General features: G+C 68.3%; 14 protein-coding genes and 1 pseudogene. 5 read left to right on the top strand and 10 right to left on the bottom strand.

Annotated features, from left to right (window positions below):
- The first annotated feature begins 34 nt into the window (after positions 1-34).
- The 3 genes from ACFQ7F_RS00880 to ACFQ7F_RS00870 all read left to right on the top strand — a co-directional run bounded on the left by ACFQ7F_RS00880 (position 35) and on the right by ACFQ7F_RS00870 (position 3626).
- Positions 35-634, top strand: a complete 600-nt coding sequence (locus ACFQ7F_RS00880) for an N-acetylmuramoyl-L-alanine amidase (RefSeq protein ID WP_383264049.1) — start codon at positions 35-37, stop codon at positions 632-634.
- Positions 635-734: 100 nt separating this feature from the next.
- Positions 735-1991 carry a GAF domain-containing protein gene (locus tag ACFQ7F_RS00875; RefSeq protein ID WP_383264046.1) on the top strand — a complete coding sequence of 419 codons (1257 nt, stop codon included), beginning with the start codon at positions 735-737 and terminating at the stop codon, positions 1989-1991.
- Positions 1992-2102: 111 nt separating this feature from the next.
- Positions 2103-3626 carry an aldehyde dehydrogenase family protein gene (locus ACFQ7F_RS00870; RefSeq protein WP_383264044.1) on the top strand — a complete coding sequence of 508 codons (1524 nt, stop codon included), beginning with the start codon at positions 2103-2105 and terminating at the stop codon, positions 3624-3626.
- A 290-nt stretch (positions 3627-3916) separates the two neighbouring features.
- On the opposite strand, the gene ACFQ7F_RS00865 is transcribed toward ACFQ7F_RS00870, so the two are convergent.
- The 3 genes from ACFQ7F_RS00865 to ACFQ7F_RS00855 form a co-directional block, all read right to left on the bottom strand.
- On the bottom strand, positions 3917-4294 hold the full coding sequence (locus ACFQ7F_RS00865; RefSeq protein WP_383264041.1) for a hypothetical protein: 378 nt from the start codon (positions 4292-4294) through the stop codon (positions 3917-3919).
- Positions 4295-4355: 61 nt separating this feature from the next.
- Positions 4356-5096, bottom strand: a complete 741-nt coding sequence (locus tag ACFQ7F_RS00860) for an ANTAR domain-containing protein (RefSeq protein WP_383264038.1) — start codon at positions 5094-5096, stop codon at positions 4356-4358.
- The gene (locus ACFQ7F_RS00855) at positions 5089-5331 is read right to left on the bottom strand and encodes a hypothetical protein (RefSeq protein WP_383264036.1); all 243 of its coding nucleotides are present in this window, start codon (positions 5329-5331) and stop codon (positions 5089-5091) included. Before ACFQ7F_RS00855 ends, ACFQ7F_RS00860 begins: the two co-directional genes overlap by 8 nt.
- 255 nt (positions 5332-5586) lie before the next feature.
- Between ACFQ7F_RS00855 and ACFQ7F_RS00850 the strand changes: the two genes are divergently transcribed.
- Entirely contained in the window at positions 5587-6582 is a 996-nt protein-coding gene (locus ACFQ7F_RS00850) for an AraC family transcriptional regulator (RefSeq protein ID WP_383264034.1), read from the top strand.
- A gap of 2232 nt (positions 6583-8814) precedes the next feature.
- On the opposite strand, the gene ACFQ7F_RS00845 is transcribed toward ACFQ7F_RS00850, so the two are convergent.
- Entirely contained in the window at positions 8815-9810 is a 996-nt protein-coding gene (locus tag ACFQ7F_RS00845; protein WP_383264031.1) for a hypothetical protein, read from the bottom strand.
- Between ACFQ7F_RS00845 and ACFQ7F_RS00840 the strand changes: the two are divergent.
- Positions 9803-10123: pseudogene (locus ACFQ7F_RS00840) on the top strand (VOC family protein); the annotation flags it as partial. The gene ACFQ7F_RS00845 and the pseudogene ACFQ7F_RS00840 sit on opposite strands and share 8 nt — an antisense overlap.
- A gap of 190 nt (positions 10124-10313) precedes the next feature.
- On the opposite strand, the gene ACFQ7F_RS00835 reads toward ACFQ7F_RS00840, so the two are convergent.
- The 6 genes from ACFQ7F_RS00835 to ACFQ7F_RS00810 all read right to left on the bottom strand — a co-directional run bounded on the left by ACFQ7F_RS00835 (position 10314) and on the right by ACFQ7F_RS00810 (position 16674).
- Positions 10314-11165 (bottom strand): ketose-bisphosphate aldolase, encoded by an 852-nt coding sequence (locus tag ACFQ7F_RS00835; RefSeq protein WP_383264028.1) that lies wholly within the window; start codon positions 11163-11165, stop codon positions 10314-10316.
- Positions 11166-11281: 116 nt separating this feature from the next.
- Positions 11282-12232, bottom strand: coding sequence for a DMT family transporter (locus ACFQ7F_RS00830; RefSeq protein WP_383264026.1), 951 nt, complete (start codon positions 12230-12232; stop codon positions 11282-11284).
- Positions 12229-13221, bottom strand: coding sequence for a BadF/BadG/BcrA/BcrD ATPase family protein (locus ACFQ7F_RS00825; protein WP_383264023.1), 993 nt, complete (start codon positions 13219-13221; stop codon positions 12229-12231). The genes ACFQ7F_RS00830 and ACFQ7F_RS00825 overlap by 4 nt, the downstream gene beginning before the upstream one ends.
- Positions 13222-13270: 49 nt before the next feature.
- Positions 13271-14428: an SIS domain-containing protein gene (locus tag ACFQ7F_RS00820; RefSeq protein ID WP_383264020.1), complete on the bottom strand. Its 1158-nt coding sequence runs from the start codon at positions 14426-14428 to the stop codon at positions 13271-13273.
- Complete coding sequence (locus ACFQ7F_RS00815; protein WP_383264017.1) at positions 14425-15720, bottom strand: D-tagatose-bisphosphate aldolase, class II, non-catalytic subunit; 1296 nt, start codon at positions 15718-15720, stop codon at positions 14425-14427. The genes ACFQ7F_RS00820 and ACFQ7F_RS00815 overlap by 4 nt, the downstream gene beginning before the upstream one ends.
- 165 nt (positions 15721-15885) lie before the next feature.
- Positions 15886-16674: a GntR family transcriptional regulator gene (locus ACFQ7F_RS00810; RefSeq protein ID WP_383264014.1), complete on the bottom strand. Its 789-nt coding sequence runs from the start codon at positions 16672-16674 to the stop codon at positions 15886-15888.
- Positions 16675-16935 lie beyond the last annotated feature (261 nt).

Here is a 16935-nt window from a genome sequence, read left to right as displayed (position 1 = left end):
TCCAGCTGTCCCCCCACCGAAAGGCAGGCCGGCCATGGATCGAGCGAGACGATTTCCCAGCAGGCGCAGGCTGTTGCAAGGAGCGGCTCTGGCCGCCGTCCCTGCCGCGCTCCTCCCCGCCACCCGCGCCACGGCCCGACCTCAGGCAGTCGACTATCCGCTCGCCCAGTGGGTTCCGGCAAGCACCTCCAACTACACGACCGCCAACCGCCCCAGCACCTATCCAGTCGACTACGTGATCGTCCACGTCACCCAGGAGACCTACGCCGACACGCTCGCCATCTTCCAGAACTCGGCGAAGAAGGTGTCGTCCCACTACGTGGTGCGCTCCGAGGACGGTCACATCGCCCAGTGCGTCCGCGAACGCAACGTCGGCTGGCACGCGGGCAACTGGAACTACAACACCCGCAGCATCGGCATCGAGCACGAAGGATGGGTGGATCAGCCCGAGTACTTCACCGACGCGATGTACGAGCAGTCTGCGCTGCTGACCTCGGCAATCTGCGATGCGTACGACATCCCCAAGGACCGCAAGCACATCATCGGGCACGTCGAAGTGCCCGGAACCGACCACACCGATCCAGGGCCGCACTGGGACTGGACGCGCTACATCCGACTGGTCAACTCTGCCTGACGCCGTCCGGCTCACGCCGAGGCGCTTGTCGGGGTGCTTGTCGGGGCACGCTCACGGGGGCGACGATAGCAGCACCGCATCGCTGTCCCGGGAGGCCGAATTGACCGAACCATGGGTGGCCCTGGAGGCAGGTGCCGATCCTGCCGAGCGGATGCGGATACTGCGGCGCGCCCACGAGAGGTTCACCGAGGCAGGGACGGTAGCGCGGCCGGTGCGTTCCGTGGTGGCCGACTCGTGGCGGCGTTCGGCCAGGGCCAGGGTCAGCCCGGAGGACACCGGCGCGGCGGTGGAGCTCACCGACGGTGACCTCGGCTCGTATCGGGCCGAGCATCCACTGGCCGGGGTGATGCCGCTGTTCCGTGAGTTGATGGGCACGTTCGCGATGGACGGTGAGCACCTCCTCGCGGTGTGCGACGCGCACGGCAGGCTGCTCTGGGTCGAGGGCCACTCCGCGACCCGGCAGAAGGCGGGGCGGATGAACTTCGTGCCCGGCGCGCGGTGGGCGGAGACAGCGATGGGGACAAATGCTCCCGGTACGGCGGTGGCGGTGGATCGGCCTGTGCAGGTCTTCGCCGCCGAGCACTTCATCCGGCGCGTCCAGCCGTGGACGTGCGCGGCGGCTCCGGTGCACGATCCGCGGACCGGACACCTGCTCGGAGCGGTGGATATCACCGGGGGCGACCGTCTCGCTCATCCGCACAGCCTGGCCTTCGTGCAGGCGGTCGCTCGGGCGGCGGAGTCCCAACTGGCTCTGCTGACACCGCCGGTGAAGACCAGGGACACCGTGGGACTCACCGCACTCGGCCGTGATGAGGCACTGCTACTGAATGGCGGCAACAAGATGCGGCTGAGCCGTAGGCACAGCGAGATCCTTCTCCTGCTCGCCCGGCACCCGGAGGGACTGACCGGCGACGAGCTGCTGTGCGCGCTGTACGAGGACGAGTCGGTGACGCCCGTGACACTGCGGGCCGAACTGGCCCGGCTTCGGCGGCTCCTTGGGCCGGAGCTGCTGAGGTCACGCCCGTACCGGCTCGCGGTGCCCGTCGAGTCGGATGTCGACGCCGTCGAGCGACAGCTCGGTTCGGGGGCGGTCACCGCGGCCGCCACCGCGTACGCGGGTCCGCTTCTGCCCTCTTCGCAGGCACCTGCCGTGGCGCGGCTGCGGCGCAGGGTCGCCGATCAGCTGCGGGCCGCGCTCATCGCACGCCGCGACCCCGACCTCCTGACCGACTGGGTGCACACCCCGTGGGGCGAGGACGACCTAACGGTGTGGCGCACCCTTGCGCAGGTACGGGCGACCCCGCCGGTACTGGCCCGCCTCCGCGAGCTGGACGCGGAGTTGACTGACGCGGGGTAGCAGACCTGAACCCGCCGGTCGACTTCCGCAACGTACCTGCAACGTCCGCGCTCCTACTCTCCGGGCGAGAGCTGCCCAACGGCGGGCAGCCTTCCCCGGGAGGCCAGCAAGATGACCCGTTACGCAGCGCCCGGCACCGACGGCGCAGTTGTCTCCTACCAGGCCCGCTATGACCACTTCATCGGCGGCGAGTACGTTCCGCCCGCCCGCGGCCAGTACTTCGAGAACCCGAGCCCGGTCAACGGGCAGCCCTTCACCGAGATCGCCCGGGGTACAGCCGAGGACGTGGAGCGCGCCCTGGACGCGGCGCACGCCGCCGCACCCGTCTGGGGCCGCACCTCCCCGACCGAGCGTGCGGACGTCCTGCGGAAGATCGCCGACCGCATGGAGGCGAACCTCGAACAGCTCGCGGTGGCCGAGAGCTGGGAGAACGGCAAGCCGGTCCGCGAGACACTGGCCGCCGACATCCCGCTCGCCATCGACCATTTCCGCTACTTCGCGGGGGTCCTACGCGCGCAGGAGGGGTCGCTGAGCGAGGTGGACGAAGACACCATCGCGTACCACTTCCACGAGCCGCTCGGCGTCGTCGCGCAGATCATCCCGTGGAACTTCCCCATCCTGATGGCGACATGGAAGCTCGCACCCGCTCTCGCGGCGGGCAACGCGGTCGTCCTCAAGCCCGCCGAGCAGACCCCCGCCTCCATCCACTACTGGATGAGCCTGGTGGCCGACCTGCTGCCGCCGGGTGTCGTCAACATCCTCAACGGCTTCGGCGTCGAGGCGGGCAAGCCCCTGGCCTCCAGCCCGCGCGTCGCGAAGGTCGCCTTCACCGGTGAGACCACGACGGGGCGGCTGATCATGCAGTACGCCTCGGAGAACATCAAGCCGGTGACGCTGGAGCTGGGCGGAAAGTCGCCGAACATCTTCTTCGACGACGTGTGGGCCGCCAACGACGACTTCCGCGACAAGGCACTCGAGGGCTTCACCATGTTCGCCCTCAACAACGGCGAGGTCTGTACCTGCCCGTCGCGCGCCCTGGTCCAACGAGGTCACTACAGCGAGTTCATGGAGGCGGCGGTCGCCCGCACGGAGCAGATCGTGCCGGGCCACCCGCTGGACACCGACACGATGATCGGCGCCCAGGCCTCCAACGACCAGCTGGAGAAGATCCTCTCCTATCTGGACATCGGCCAGCAGGAGGGCGCCAAGGTCCTGACGGGCGGCCACCGCATCACGTACGACGGGGAGTTGGCCGGCGGCTACTACGTACAGCCAACGATCTTCGAGGGCGACAACCGCATGCGGATCTTCCAGGAGGAGATCTTCGGCCCGGTGGTATCGGTCGCGTCGTTCAGCGACTTCGACGACGCCATCAAGACGGCCAACGACACGCTGTACGGCCTGGGCGCCGGAGTGTGGACACGCGACATGAACACCGCCTACCGAGCGGGCCGCGCGATCCAGGCGGGCCGGGTCTGGACGAACTGCTACCACGCGTATCCCGCGCACGCGGCATTCGGCGGCTACAAGCAGTCCGGGATCGGGCGCGAGACGCACAAGATGATGCTGGAGCACTATCAGCAGACGAAGAACCTCCTGGTGTCGTACTCCCCGAAGAAGCTCGGCTTCTTCTAAGCGCTGCCTCTATCTTGCAGCCGGAGGGCTATTGCCACCGCCAGACTCTCGATGCGATCCGGTGTCTCGTCAACGAAAAGATCAAGTGGCGGGCGACGCCTGCGGACTTCCCCTACTGGGGCCGTGTCTATACCTACCGCCGCTGGCGGGACAAGGCTTTGGCGAAAGAGCTGCACCGCCGGCTGCGCAGGCAGGTACGCGAGGAAGCTGGGCAGGATAGGACGTCACCGCGTTCCGTACGGCCATCGCGCGGCACGGCAAGAACCAGTGGGCAACGCCTCCGAAGGGCATCACGCTGCCCGCAAGCTAGACCCGCACCACCCCAGCCTCATCACGGCCGAGACCTGAACCGAAGGGTTCTGGACGGCGCTGGGCAGTTGGGGCCAGCGGGTGGTGGCGAAGCCGGCCGGGTTGGTGAGGTCGGGCAGCAGCAGGAGGGCCCCGGTGCGGGCAGCGTCCCGGCTGGGCCCCTGCCCCTGGGTGAGCTGCCGGTCCTCCAGCTGCCCGGCGAGCGGGCCGAAGGACTGCACCAGTTCCGGCGCCCGGTCCTGGGCCGTCAGCAGCAGCGCCAAGCCGTCCAGGCCCAGCTCCCGCGCGCAGGCGGCCAGCGGCAGCGCGGCCAGTTCCGGCCCCGACTGGGTATGCAGGCCGCGCAGGTACGCGGTCATCGCCCGATTCGACACCCCTCGTCACCTCACTCTCGTACAGCCGCCGACGGGACGGTGTTGCTCAGCCGTCGGGGGGCAGCAGCGTCGGACCGATGGTGTCCGCCAAGACCTGGCTGGCCAGTTTGGTGAGCTTCATCTGATGGGTACGGGCGTAGGCGCGCAGGGCGGTGAACGCCTCGTCGACGCCCTGCCCGCGGTGGTGCGCGAGGTAGCCCTTGGCCTGCTCGATGAGGACACGGCTGTCCAGGGCATGTTGAAGTTGCGCCGTTACGGACATCTGGTCGCTCACCGCCCGCTGGTACAGGATCCCGATGGTGGCGGTGTCCGCCAGCGCCTGCCCCAGCCGCAGCTCGGACGCCGACAGCGCACCGGGCCGGTCCCGGAACAGGTTCAATGCGCCGATGGCCTGATCGTGCAGCCGCAGCGGGGCCGCCACCACCGAGGTGAAACCCGCGTCGACGGCCCTGGGGGCGAACTGGGGCCACCGGGCGGCTGCCGCCTCGGTGTCCAGCGGCACATCGGGCACCTGCGTGCCACTGCGGAAGCAGTCGCGGCACGGGCCCTCGTCCCATTCGCTGCTGAGCCGCTCCAGCTTGCGGGTGCGTTCATCGGAGGCGGCGATGTCCACGGCCTGGCCCTTCGGGGTGGCGATCAGCACGCCGGCTGCCGCCACCTCCAGCAGGTCCACACAGTGATCCACCAGCATGTGCAGGAAGCTGATGACGTCGTAGTCCCGCACCAGGGTGTCGGCGAGTTCGACGAGCGCGGCCGCCAGCCGTTCCTCCCTCGGCAACTCAGGCATGGGACCCCACCCCCACAGCCGGGCCCGGGAAGGCGTCGCTGCCGGCGGTCGCCAGCCACTGTCCACGCGGCGCGAGCTCGATGGCCGTGGACGTGGCCGGACCCGCGAGCGTCGAGACCCGGCGGGTCGCCGAGGTCAGCACCTTCTGCAGGGCCGGGGTGACCAGCAGCCGGGCTTCGCCTCCTTCCCCGTCGTTGTGGACGTCGCCGGAGACGGGTGGATGGACCATCGTCATCGAGCTCTCCACCGAGAGGAAGTTGCAGACCAGGTGAAGGGGCGTCGCTGTCGTCCTTGTCCGGACAAGGACCACCACCTTGGCCGAAGGCTAAATCGTGGTTCCCCGTGGCACCGGCCGATCCACGTCCGTTACTAGCCAGAAAACGCGGTGAATCCTCCGTTTCGGGGGACCCGCGGTTACGGTCGGCCCGGCGGGTTAGTCGGCAAGAACGCATGCCGGCCCGCTCGCGGCGAAAGGGGCGGAGGCAAGACCATGGTGCAGGCGCCAACTTTCCGATCCTCATTCGAACAGCCTGTGCAGGTCCGCACCACCGATGTGGACGAGGCCAGGCTCGTCATCCAGCAGAACTTCTACAGCAACACCGTCCAACTGCTCCAGCCGTCGACTGCCTTCGCGGGCCGTTTCTCGGTCGCGAGACTGGGCGACATCACGGTCGGCAACCTGCGGTTCGGCACGGATGTGCGCATGGACTTCGGGGAGTTGGGGGCCTATCACGTTGACGTACCGTTGACTGGCACCCTCGCCTGGCATCAGGGCAGTCAGGAGCCGCTGCTGTCCACCAAGACCTGCGCCGCGGTCTTTCAGCCCTCGCGCAACACGGTCTTGGACCGGCTGAGCGGGGACTGCCGAGTCCTCGCGGTCAAGATCAAACGGACCGCCTTGGAAACACAGTTGGAACGGCTGCTGGACACCCCTGTCCCATCACCTTTGCAACTCGCCCCGGTCCTGGACACGTCCAGCGGCCCGGGACTCAGCTGGCTGCGGCTGCTGCGCACGCTCGCGGAGGACGCCCACACGCCCGAAGGGCTGATCCATCATGAGCTACTCTCCGACCTGCTGCACGAGTCCTTGCTCAACGGACTGTTGCTGTCGGCCGATCACCGCTACCGCGAGACCCTGACGCAGCGGATCCCCCACTGCCGCCCAGCCCTGGTCAAACGCGCCGTCGATGCCATGGAAGCGCATCCGGAGCAGCCCTTCACCGTGGCAGCCCTGGCGGAGATCGCGAATGTCAGCGTGCGACGGCTGCAGGAAGGCTTCCGGCATTACGTCGGCATGTCGCCCACGGCCTACCTGCGCCAGATCCGGCTTGCCCGTGCCCACGACGAGCTGCGCTGGAGCGACCTTGGTCAGGTCACCGTCACCGACGTCGCATACCGCTGGGGCTTCACCCACCTGAGCCGCTTCTCAGCCGCCTACCGGCAACGTTATGGCGTGGCCCCGTCGGTCACTCTCCGCATGACTTAGCCGGTGTTCCGGCACTGCGGATTCGGTTACGGCTACGGCTCGCTGTGTCGCTTCGCCCTGGCCGCCCCCTTAATTCCTGCATACCTCTTGCCTCAACTCCGCAGTGAATTGCGGCAGAGCGACAACGACGACCCTAGATTTATCCAGTTTCGGCGGCCTAACGAGCTCGTGCACGGTTAGGGACTGGGCGTCGTGAAGGAGCAGATTGATGCTGCTCACTCTGCTGCGGCCGGGTCGGTGTCAACGCCCTGAACCAGGTTCGGGAGACCAGCGAGAGTCAGTGCGGGGTCGACACCGTACAACGCGTGCAGATGCTCCCTCAGTGCCGGCAGGAGAAGAGCTCCGGCCCCACACGCCGGATCCCGCACCAGTCCGGGCAGAACCTGCTTGCCCGGCGGCAGACCCAGCGAGGTACGTGCCAGCCCCCACAAGCGTGAAGCGAGCTCGGGAGGTGTGTAGTGACGGCCATGCCGTGCACGCGTCGCTGACGAAAGCGCCTCAACGCGTGGCCTCACGCTGGGAGAAGGACCGGATCGCCGTGCAGACACGGCCCGGCCAGCGCATCGTCATCCTAGAAAGCTCGGAATCCGGCGACGGCTCGTAGAGAACCACCGGGAAGAAGAGCCCTCAAAGGGGCCCTCGCAGCACACGCCGTCCTAATAACCGTCTGCCCATAGTCCTCGGAATCGCCGCGAACCCGGCGGGCAATGTGAGTCCGTCTGGGCACCGAAGCCAGCCGCACCGCCGCAGACCAGTAGTGCATATCTAGAGCCTGCCTTCCTGCCGTCACCGAAGCCCCTACGGACCTCGCCCCTACTGGGCCTCGAATCGGTTCATAACCGGCACGACTCCACCAAGAGACAGTTAACGAAGGAGCACCGACAGACCTCAACCGGCGCACCGTCACCTGCACGAACGTGCACTGAAACTCCATCAGAACGAGCGTCAAATCGCCTTCGAGAGCATTCGACGTTAAAAATCCGCCCGTAACGCCCACAGCGCGCATCATGCACACTCGGCGAAACCGCAGGTCAGCGACCCTTTTCGGCAGGTTCAAGGATCGCAACGCACTCCACGTGATGCGTCATCGGGAACGGGTTGAGACGCCTCCGCCCTGGAAGGCGACCCAAGCACGAACGCTAGGACTCAGCGAGCGCGTAGAGTCACCAGACAATCGGGCTGCGGACCCCCAAGGCGCACCACTGGCGAGCAAGCTCACTGGGGGGGAATCTGGGGAGAACTGAGCCGCGTGGGGAGCGCCTGGGGAGAATCAGCTGCACAAGGCTGAACGAGCGCGAAAGACTCAGAAAGAAGCGTCACCCCAGTTCAGGCCACCTCCGGAGCTCAAACGCCCTGGTCAGCGAGCCGAAGTAGACGACTTCACGACGAAGGTGTCCGGGTCTGCCTTCTCCAGCCACACTCTGCGCCTGGCCGTGGGTTCGGAAGTGGCCGCCGACACGGCACTGCTGATCACCGCTGCGGGCTGTCTGGCCGTGTGTGGTCCTCGCCGTATGGATCAGGCTGCGGGAGGGCATGGTGCGGGCCGTCGAGGAAATCGGGGGGATGACTCAGTTCCGCGGACGGTACGTCGCGGAGCCGTCGCCGGACCGGGCCGCGGCCCGGCGCCCTCAAGTTCCCCCTGCGGCCATCCCCCCTTCGTGCGGGGCCGGCACTTCCTCGAACGGACCCGGCGGCCGTGCGTTGACCGGACGGTTCCATCTGCCGGTAGCACACCAAATCGGTGCTGCCCTGGCGCACGATCTGCTGCGGCGTCTGCGCTTCTTGGTTGGTCAGCCTGCACGCGCGGACAGCCTCAGCCCCAGCACCTTCAGCGGTCAGAACGGACGTCACCGCACATCCAACCGCCCGCCGACCAACCCGGCGGACCAATGAGGTTCAGAGCACTGGCACCACGGACTACCCACCAAGGTCCGGACCAGGCGCGGACCAACTCGGCCTCGCAGTGGAGGGATCCACTCTTTGTCGCAGGTCAGAAGCGAAGTCAAGCGTGTACCACCAGCAGACGAAGAACCTGCTCGTGTCGTACTCGGCACAGAAGCTCGGCTTCTTCTAGGGGCACAAATGAAGGCGCCTGACCTGGCCTTTTACCCGTCAGGCGCCTTGCTTTCTGTTCGGTCGCTACCGAGGTCGGTTTGCGAGGTACCTCCCAGTACTTCCCACGGCTGCCCCAGTCCTGACCAGCTCTTCCGGACCAGTCGCGGACCAGAACCCCTACTCACCCCGCAGGCTCCCCGCTCTGGCTGACGCGATCCCACTCCTGCATCGATTGTTCGATGAGACGGTTCGCTTGTTCCTGCACGCCGTCCAGGAACTTCGCGTAGTAGCGAAAGAGGACTTCAATGCTCTGCCCAGCCCTACGGGCGCATTCACGCCGGAGTACAACCAGAACGAGATCCCTGCGTGGCGCAGATCGTAGGGCCGCTTCACCAGTCTCGAAGCCAGTTCTGTACGGGTCAGGACGTACTCCCGGGCCCGTGACCAGGTGAGCCCATAGGCCGTCGCGTCCACATAGTTGCCCACCTGGTTCCGGAAGAGCCGGCCGTCCGGCGTGGCACCAAATCGCTCGATGTGGGAACGCAGGACGCGGACGAATTGCGGCGGGATGGGCACAGGTCGGGTAGCGGTCGCCGCGCGCCGCTTCAGGGAGTGCACCTCGTACACGGCGCCATCGTCCGACCACCTCTTGCCAGCGGCCACGACGCCACCCGACAGGTTGAGCAGGCCCCACCCAGTCTCAGGCAGATGACACTGCTCAAGTCGCAGATGAATTGCCTCCCCCGGCCGCATGGGCGCGTAGTACATACAGTCGAAGAACGCCTCCAGATGAGGGCCGCGTCCGCGCTGTTGGGCAACGCCCGTGATGAGCCGGGCGACCTGTGCCGGGTTTGGGACCGCCGTCGGATCAACCTCCTCGTTGACCGCTGGAGGTTTCCACCGAATTCCATTCAAGGGGCTGTCTGTGAAGTACCCCTTTTCCACTGCCGTGTTGAGCACCTCGCTGAAGGCGGCTCGCTTGCGACGCGCGGTCTTGGCGGCAGCTGCATTGCCATCCACCTTCCGGCATATGGCGTCCAGCGCCCGTCGGAGCACATCTGCTTCCGAGCGCGCGCTCACTGGCAGGAAGTTCCGCTTTATCCAGTCCAGCGCCTTGCGCCACTCGTCCGGCGGTCCTTGAGCCCACGCTTTCTTGGCGGGCCGGATGGCCATCGGCTCCGATCCGTCGGGCGCGGTGTTCGGCATCTGGCAGGCGGCGGAGCACCTGGGCATGGCGGTACCGGTCGTACCGGGCGCGGTGGCGTGGAACGAGCTGGTGACGCGGGAGACCGCGAGCGTCACCAAGTTCTACCGCTCGGTCTTCGGCTACGCCGAAGAGGCCGTCGTCTCGGCCGACTTCGACTGTCTGACGCTGCTCCTCAAAGACCGTCCGGTGGCCTCCGTACACGGTGTCGGGCACGCGCTGCCGCCCGAGCGGGGATCGCGCTGGATGACGTACTTCGAGGTGGCGGACGTGGACGAGGCGGTGGAGCAGGTCGCCGACCTCGGCGGTCACGCCGTCCAGGCCGCCCGGGACGGCGCGCGGGGCCGGGGTGGAGACGGCGGCGAATCCCTAAGGGGCGCAGTTCGCGCTGGTGGCGTCGGCGCCCTCGTGACCACGCGGTCCGCCGTCACCGACCAGGCGACATCAGGTGCGGGGAAAGCTTCGGCCCCGCTCAGCCACTCACCACACCGAGCAGGACCCGGACCGTCTCCGCCATCGTCTCCCGGCCCTGGGCGACGTAGGGGCGGGGGTCGGTCAGGTCGGGGCGCTCCGCCAGCGCCTCGCGGACCGCGCCGGTGAACGCGACGTTGAGAGCGGTACCGATGTTGATCTTCACGATGCCCGCCTGAACAGCTTGTCGCAGATCGTCGTCGCCGACGCCCGACGAACCGTGCAGCACCAGAGGGACGGGCACGGCCTCCCGCAGGCGTTCGATGAGCGCGTGGTCCAGGGTCGCGGAGCGTTCGGTCATCGCGTGGCTGCTGCCGACGGCGACGGCCAGGGCGTCCACGCCGGTGTCCGCGACATAGCGCGCCGCCTCCTGCGGGTCGGTGCGCACCCCGGCCGCGTGGGCGCTCGCGGGAGCGTCGGGCTTGCCGCCCACATAGCCGAGTTCGGCCTCCAGCCACAGGCCCGCGCCGTGGGCCCACTGGGCCGCGGCGCGGGTGGCGGCGAGGTTCTCGGCGTACGGCTGCGCCCCGGCGTCGAACATCGCGGAGGAGAACCCCGCGTCGGCCGCCGTACGCAGCAGCCGCATGTCCGTCACGTGGTCCATGTGCAGTGCGACGTCGACGTCACAGGCCTTGCCGACCTCGGCCGCGGCCCGCGCGATCGGCTCGACCCGGCCGCCGTGGAACCGTACGGCGTTCTCACTGATCTGCAGGATCACCCCCGGGGCGCCCGCGGCGGCCGCGCCGGCCGTGATCGCCTCGGCGTGCTCCAGCGTGATCACGTTGAACGCCGCGACGGCCCGGCCTGCGGCGGCAGCCTTCGAGACGAGTTCGCGCGTGGGAACCAGGGGCATAAAGGTGTCCCCTCGCTTTCATGTCGGTTCGGTGCGTATTCATGTCGGTTCGGTGCGTACGGGCCGGTGTCGGCCCGTACCGCTACGTGGTTCGGCCGGTACGGATATGTGGGCGATCAGGAATTCTGCGGGGCCGGACTCACGGCCGCGCCGTCGTCCGCCGCGCCCGGGGCCACGGAGTTCTCGCCGCTCTTCTCGTCGCTGTAGACCATCAGGGTCGAGCCCGCGAGGGCCAGCACGATACCGAGGGCGCCCCACACGTTCGGGAGCGTCCGGTAGATCGCCAGGGACAGCACGATGGTCAGCACCGGGGCCAGCGCGTTGGTGATGGGGGCGACGACCGTGGCCTTGCCCCGGCTGAACGCCATGACCAGGAACAACGCGCCTACCGCGTTGAGGACCTGCGTCACCGCGGTGAGTGCCGGCGCCTGCCACGGAGCGTCGGACGGGAAATCGCCCATCATCACGAACGCCACCGGAACCAGCAGCAGTCCGCTGATGGTCATCCAGCCGAAGGTCGTCGCGTCGTTGACCCCGACCACCGCGGCCTTGCGCATGCAGAACGCCTGCACACCCCAGGCAACACAGATCAGGATGGCCATCAGCAACCACGGGCCGTGCGCGTTCGAGTCGTCCTTGCCGCTGGGAATGCTGAGCAGCACGATCGCCGCCAGCGCCGCGACGACACCCACTAGGGCGAGCCGGTTGATCCGCTCCCGCAGCAGCGCCATCGCCATGAGGACGGTGACCACCGGGGAGAGCGACACCAGAGGGAAGATCAGGTACGCCGGGCCGTTGGCGAGCGCGTGGAACAGCAGGAGTTGGCCGCCGGCGCCGGTCAGTCCCGCGATCAGTCCGTACACGGCGGCGATCGGCCGGCGGTCGAACCTGTTGCCGCGCATCGCGAAGTACGCGGGTATGAGCATCGTGAAGGCCCAGATGATGTAGATCATCTCGTTGGGGTAGCCGTACCTGCTGTTCGGCTCGCTGGAGAAGGCGCCCCACACACCCCAGAACAGGACCAGCAGCGACGCGTACAGGATCCAGCTCTTCGTGCCTCTGTTCATCGGTCTTCCCCTCTTGAGGCAGAGACCCCGGAGGCCATGCGCAGCGCGTCGAGCGCGGGCTGGTCGAGCGGGGATTCGGCGATTTTCGCCGCGTACAGGGCGGCACCTACGACGGGCTCGTACAGAGGGCGTCGCAATTCGTAGTGGGTGAAACGACTCTTCAGTCCGGTGGCGAACGCCTCCAGAACCGCGTCCGCGCCGAAGGTGCCGCCCGAGTAGGAGACCGGTACGGTCTCGTCCTGGCCGAACTCCAGCCGCTCGCGGGTGACTTCGACGAGCAGGGCGAGTTCCCGGCCGGCCTCGGCGAGGATCGCCGAGGCGGCCTCGTCTCCCAGACCGGCCGCCTCGGCCACCGAGCGGCTGAGCGCGGCGATCCGGCCGCGGTCGCCCTGCCACTGGTTGTGGACGACGTCGATCACGTCGAGGTCGGACGCGAGATCCAGGTGGCGCCGGAACACCTCGGCCAGGGGGCCCTCGGGGAGCCGTCCGTCGCCCATCCGCGAGAAGGCGTTGAGGCCGCGGACCGCGATCCAGTGCGCCGATCCCTCATCGCCGAACATCTCGCTCCAGCCACCGACGCGCACGCCCCGGCCCAGCCGCTCGCCGTAGGTCATGGAGCCGGTGCCGCTGATGACGTTGATGCCGTCGACTGCGCCCAGTGAACCGGCCCAGCCGCAGACCATGTCGTTGTCGCAGGCGTAGCGGTCGTGTCCGAGCACGGCTCGCGGGGTCGCGTTCAGGGCGGGCAGATCGCGGGCCGCCTCCCCGTAACCGGGCAAGCCGAAAAAGGCGTACTCGATGTCGGCGGGGGTCAGCTCGGCCGCCGCACAGACTGCGTCGACGCCTTCCCCCAGCACACGCTCGACGAGCTCGATGCCGTGGGAGAAGTAGTACGAACTTGCCGCCTGCGCTCGCGCCACGACTTGTCCGCCCCGGTCGACCAGGCAGAATGCGGTTTTCGTACCGCCACCGTCGACACCTAGGAACATCGTTGTACCTCCGTCCGGCGCCCTGGATCCGCGCCGTTGATGCCTTTGATCAGTTGTGCAAGGAGTGCAGGGTCACGCCCTGCACGACGCGGTTGACCTCGCCCGAGGGGAACGGGTTGTCGGCCCGCAGGCCCCGGGCCTGGGCGGCGCGCAGGGCGATGAGCTGGGCGTACACCACAGCGGACAGCGCCAGGGCGACGTCCTCGACGCCATCGAGGCCCGGCAACGGCCAGGCGTCGTTGCCGTCCGCTTCCGCGTCGGGGCCCGCGGAGACTGTGACGACGCTGCCGGCGGGAAGATTTCCGCGCAGCTCCGCGGAGATGTCCTGGTCGTACTTGCGGGTGTAGGGATCGTTCGACATGTAGACCACGGCGACCGAACGGTCGTTGAGCACCGCCTTGGGGCCGTGCCGGAATCCCAGCGAGGTCTCCGAGACGGCCATGAGCCTCCCACCGGTGAGTTCGAGCACCTTCAGCGCCGACTCCTCGGCCAGGCCCTTCAGCGGGCCGCTGCCCAGGAAGACGATGCGCTCGGGCGCGCGGGCCACGAGGGCGCCGACGGTGCGGTCCACGGCGTCGCTCTCGCAGATCGACTCGACCGCCTCGGCCAGGCGTTCGGCGACCCCGTCGTAGGCGCTGCCGCCGAGAGCGAGCAGTGCCGCGAGCGTCATGCACGTGAAGCTCGACGTCATGGCGAAACCGCGGTCGTTGGACGCGGGCGGCATCAGCAGCACGTGGGACTTCGGCAGCTCCGCGTGCTCGCGGGCCAGGCGGCCCTGCTCGTTGCAGGTGATCACGAGGTGGTGCACCTCGGAGAGGACCTGGTCGGCCAGGGCGGCGGCGGCCACGGACTCGGGGCTGTCACCCGAGCGCGCGAAGGAGACCAGCAGCGTGGGAACGTCCTCGGCGAGACAGCCGCGGGGGTCGGCGACGAGGTCCGTGGTGGGGACCGCGTCGACGCGGCGTCCCAGGCGCCGGGCCAGGGCGGTCTTGAGCACCTGGCCGGCGAATGCGGAGGTGCCGGCACCGGTGAGGACGACGCGCAGGTCACCGCGGGCGACGAGCGGACGCACGAAGGCGTCCAGCGACTCCCGGGAGGCTGCGACGATCCGGTCGACCTCCCGCCACAGGGCGGGCTGCTGGGTGATCTCGCGGACGGTGTGGGCGGCGCCGTCGTCCAGGGACAGGGTGCCGGAGGGCGTGGTCACACGTGCTCCATCAGGTGGGGGTGGGAGGCGCGGTCGTAGTCGCGCAGAACGTCGCGGACGTGGTCCACGGCCAGGTCGCGCGGCCGGGCGGCGAGCTCGCCGTGGCGGACGCGGGCGTACTGGAGTGGGAGGTGGGCGCTGAGCAGCGGCAGGGGGATGTCCACGGCCGAGAGGTTGTCCATCAGCCGGGCCTGGGCCTTTTCGATCTCAGGGTCGGGCCAGTAGTAACGCATCCGGTCGCTGTAGCTGTAGCGGCGTGCGAGGCGCTGCTCGGCAGCGCTGCCCGGGTAGTAGCCCTCCCACTTGGCGGGCTCGGCGAGCATCCGCTCCTCGACGACCTCGGGAAGGCGTGACCGCTCGGCGGCCGGGACCAGTTCGGCCTCGATCGCGGCGAGGGCGAACAGCGCCTCGCGCAGGGCGAAGGTCAGCCCGGGGCCCACCTTGAGGACCGCCCAGTTGTCCTCGACCAGCGCGGTGAGCGCCTCGGCGGTCTGGTAGTCGGTCGAGTGGGCCTCGTAGACCATGGTGGGCTCGTCGTCGAGGGCCTTGCGCAGCTCCTCGGTCAGATCGCGCCGGTAGTCGACGACCTGCACATGGTCGAACTCGACGGCCGGCTGGACCACGAGGGCCATGACGCGCGGCCAGACCTCGTCGATGCCGTGCTGGGCGAACGCCTTGCGGTGCTGCTCCAGAGTGGTGCGCGCCGCCTCGGGCGTGGTCGGGACGAGCGCATCGAGCGTCTCGTGCGCGCCGCCAGGTGTGGGCACCTCAGTACCGATCACGTACCGGATCCGCTCGGCCCGCTCGGGGCCGGCCGTCTCCTCGGCCACCCGGATCAGCCGCGCGGCGCGTTCGGCGACCACGTCGTCGGTCAGCGGTACGGGGTCACCGGCGCAGGCGAAGCTGCAGTCCAGGTGGATCTTGGCGAAGTCCGCCGCCACATAGGCGGCGACCAGGGCGTCGGCCCGCTCCATCGCCTCGTCGGGCGTCAGGGACTGCCACCGGTTCGGTCCGAGGTGGTCGCCGCCGAGCATCACGCGGTCCAGTGGCAGACCACTTTCGGCGGCGATGCCGTACACGAGGTCGCGGAAGTCAGCGGGCCGCATGCCCGTGTAACCGCCGTACTGGTCGACCTGGTTCGAGGTCGCCTCCACCAGTACATGACCGCCGGTCTCCCGTGCTTGCACCACGGCTGCCTCGATGACCAGCGGATGAGCCGAACACACCGAGGTGATGCCCAGCGGCTGTCCGGCCTTCTGACGCCGGACCACCTCGCTCAATGGGCTCTGCATTGCCAACCCCTTACTCAACGTGCATATCAAGCCAATGTGCCGTCATGGCCTGCGGCTCATTCCGGACAGTACTGGTCTTATTTGGGGTCGTCAATAGTCTTATTCTGGTATGCATCTGGTATTGCTGGTATTGCACAGCCGAACCGGCAGACCCGCGGCGATCGTTTAAGTCTGGTTGGTGATGGAGGCCCGGAACCGGTAGCGGTCGCCCCGGTAGACCTGGACGGTCAGTTCGATCGGGCGTGATTCCTGGTTCGACGTCAGCTGGGTCGCGACGAGCATCGGCATGGTCTCCCCGATCTCGAACAGCTCGATCTCCCGTGGCGTCGGGTGGCGGGCCTCGACCGAATAGTCGGCGATGCGGGGCAGCTGCGGCGGGTCGGCGGCGCGCAGGGTGGCGTAGAGCGAGGCCGTATTGAAGTCGGTCTCGGCCAGAGCAGGGCAGGCCGCCAGCGGAAGCCGGTTGTGCTCGAGCACGACGAGCAGACCGTCGAGAAAGCGCAGTCGGTGGAGGTCGAACAGGTCGGCGCCCGGAGCGATCCGGAGCTGCTCGGCCTCGGACACCGTGGCCGGGCGAACGGTGGCGGAGAGCACCTTGCCAGCCGCCTTCAAGCCGTTGACCTGCGCATAGTCGGCGAACCCCTGGACCTGCGGGGCCGCCGAGGCGGACGTCATCGTCGCCTCGGGGAGCAGACCGAGCTCGGCGACGAACCACCCGCGCGACGACGACGGCCGCACGATGCCCCGCGACTCCAATTGCGCGAGGGCCGCTCGCAGCGTCACGCGCGACACGGCGTACCGGTCGACCAGAGCCCGCTCGGAGGGCAGCCGGTCACCGGGGCGGGCGGCAGCGGCGCGCAGGTCGTCGAGCAACTGCTTGGCTGTGCGCTCGTACAACGGGAGGACGTCGTCACCGAACAGGCCTCTGGGCATCGACGCGCTCGCATCTGTCATACCAGAAGCGTACCAATCCGATCGACGGCGCGAACCCTCGTCCAGGAGGCCTGCCCGTTGACATGCCACTCGAATACCGCTTACGTTCTCGAAGCAGACCACCCGATGATGAAGAAGTCGCCCGTGAGCGACCTTCCGTTTCGCCGCGCCCCGGGCAACCGCCGGTGATCGAGGCAGCGTTGTCGCAGGTCACCGAGGATGCCCGCCCGCTACCACCGGAGGCGACCTCGCACTGGGGTCCCCCGTTCGGAGGTATGCCGT

The organism is Streptomyces sp. NPDC056486, from assembly GCF_042795295.1.
GTDB lineage: Bacteria > Actinomycetota > Actinomycetes > Streptomycetales > Streptomycetaceae > Streptomyces.
Note: the sequence above shows the minus strand (reverse complement) of the source record. Positions and strands in the feature narration are given on the sequence as shown.

Excerpts from the sequence above, each read along its gene's own strand:
- ACFQ7F_RS00880 (WP_383264049.1), top strand. The coding sequence starts at position 35 with ATGGATCGAGCGAGACGATTTCCCAGCAGGCGCAGGCTGTTGCAAGGA.
- ACFQ7F_RS00870 (WP_383264044.1), top strand. The coding sequence starts at position 2,103 with ATGACCCGTTACGCAGCGCCCGGCACCGACGGCGCAGTTGTCTCCTAC.
- ACFQ7F_RS00865 (WP_383264041.1), bottom strand. The coding sequence starts at position 4,294 with ATGACCGCGTACCTGCGCGGCCTGCATACCCAGTCGGGGCCGGAACTG.
- ACFQ7F_RS00860 (WP_383264038.1), bottom strand. The coding sequence starts at position 5,096 with ATGCCTGAGTTGCCGAGGGAGGAACGGCTGGCGGCCGCGCTCGTCGAA.
- ACFQ7F_RS00855 (WP_383264036.1), bottom strand. The coding sequence starts at position 5,331 with ATGACGATGGTCCATCCACCCGTCTCCGGCGACGTCCACAACGACGGG.
- ACFQ7F_RS00850 (WP_383264034.1), top strand. The coding sequence starts at position 5,587 with ATGGTGCAGGCGCCAACTTTCCGATCCTCATTCGAACAGCCTGTGCAG.
- ACFQ7F_RS00845 (WP_383264031.1), bottom strand. The coding sequence starts at position 9,810 with ATGGCCATCCGGCCCGCCAAGAAAGCGTGGGCTCAAGGACCGCCGGAC.
- ACFQ7F_RS00835 (WP_383264028.1), bottom strand. The coding sequence starts at position 11,165 with ATGCCCCTGGTTCCCACGCGCGAACTCGTCTCGAAGGCTGCCGCCGCA.
- ACFQ7F_RS00830 (WP_383264026.1), bottom strand. The coding sequence starts at position 12,232 with ATGAACAGAGGCACGAAGAGCTGGATCCTGTACGCGTCGCTGCTGGTC.
- ACFQ7F_RS00825 (WP_383264023.1), bottom strand. The coding sequence starts at position 13,221 with ATGTTCCTAGGTGTCGACGGTGGCGGTACGAAAACCGCATTCTGCCTG.
- ACFQ7F_RS00815 (WP_383264017.1), bottom strand. The coding sequence starts at position 15,720 with ATGCAGAGCCCATTGAGCGAGGTGGTCCGGCGTCAGAAGGCCGGACAG.
- ACFQ7F_RS00810 (WP_383264014.1), bottom strand. The coding sequence starts at position 16,674 with ATGACAGATGCGAGCGCGTCGATGCCCAGAGGCCTGTTCGGTGACGAC.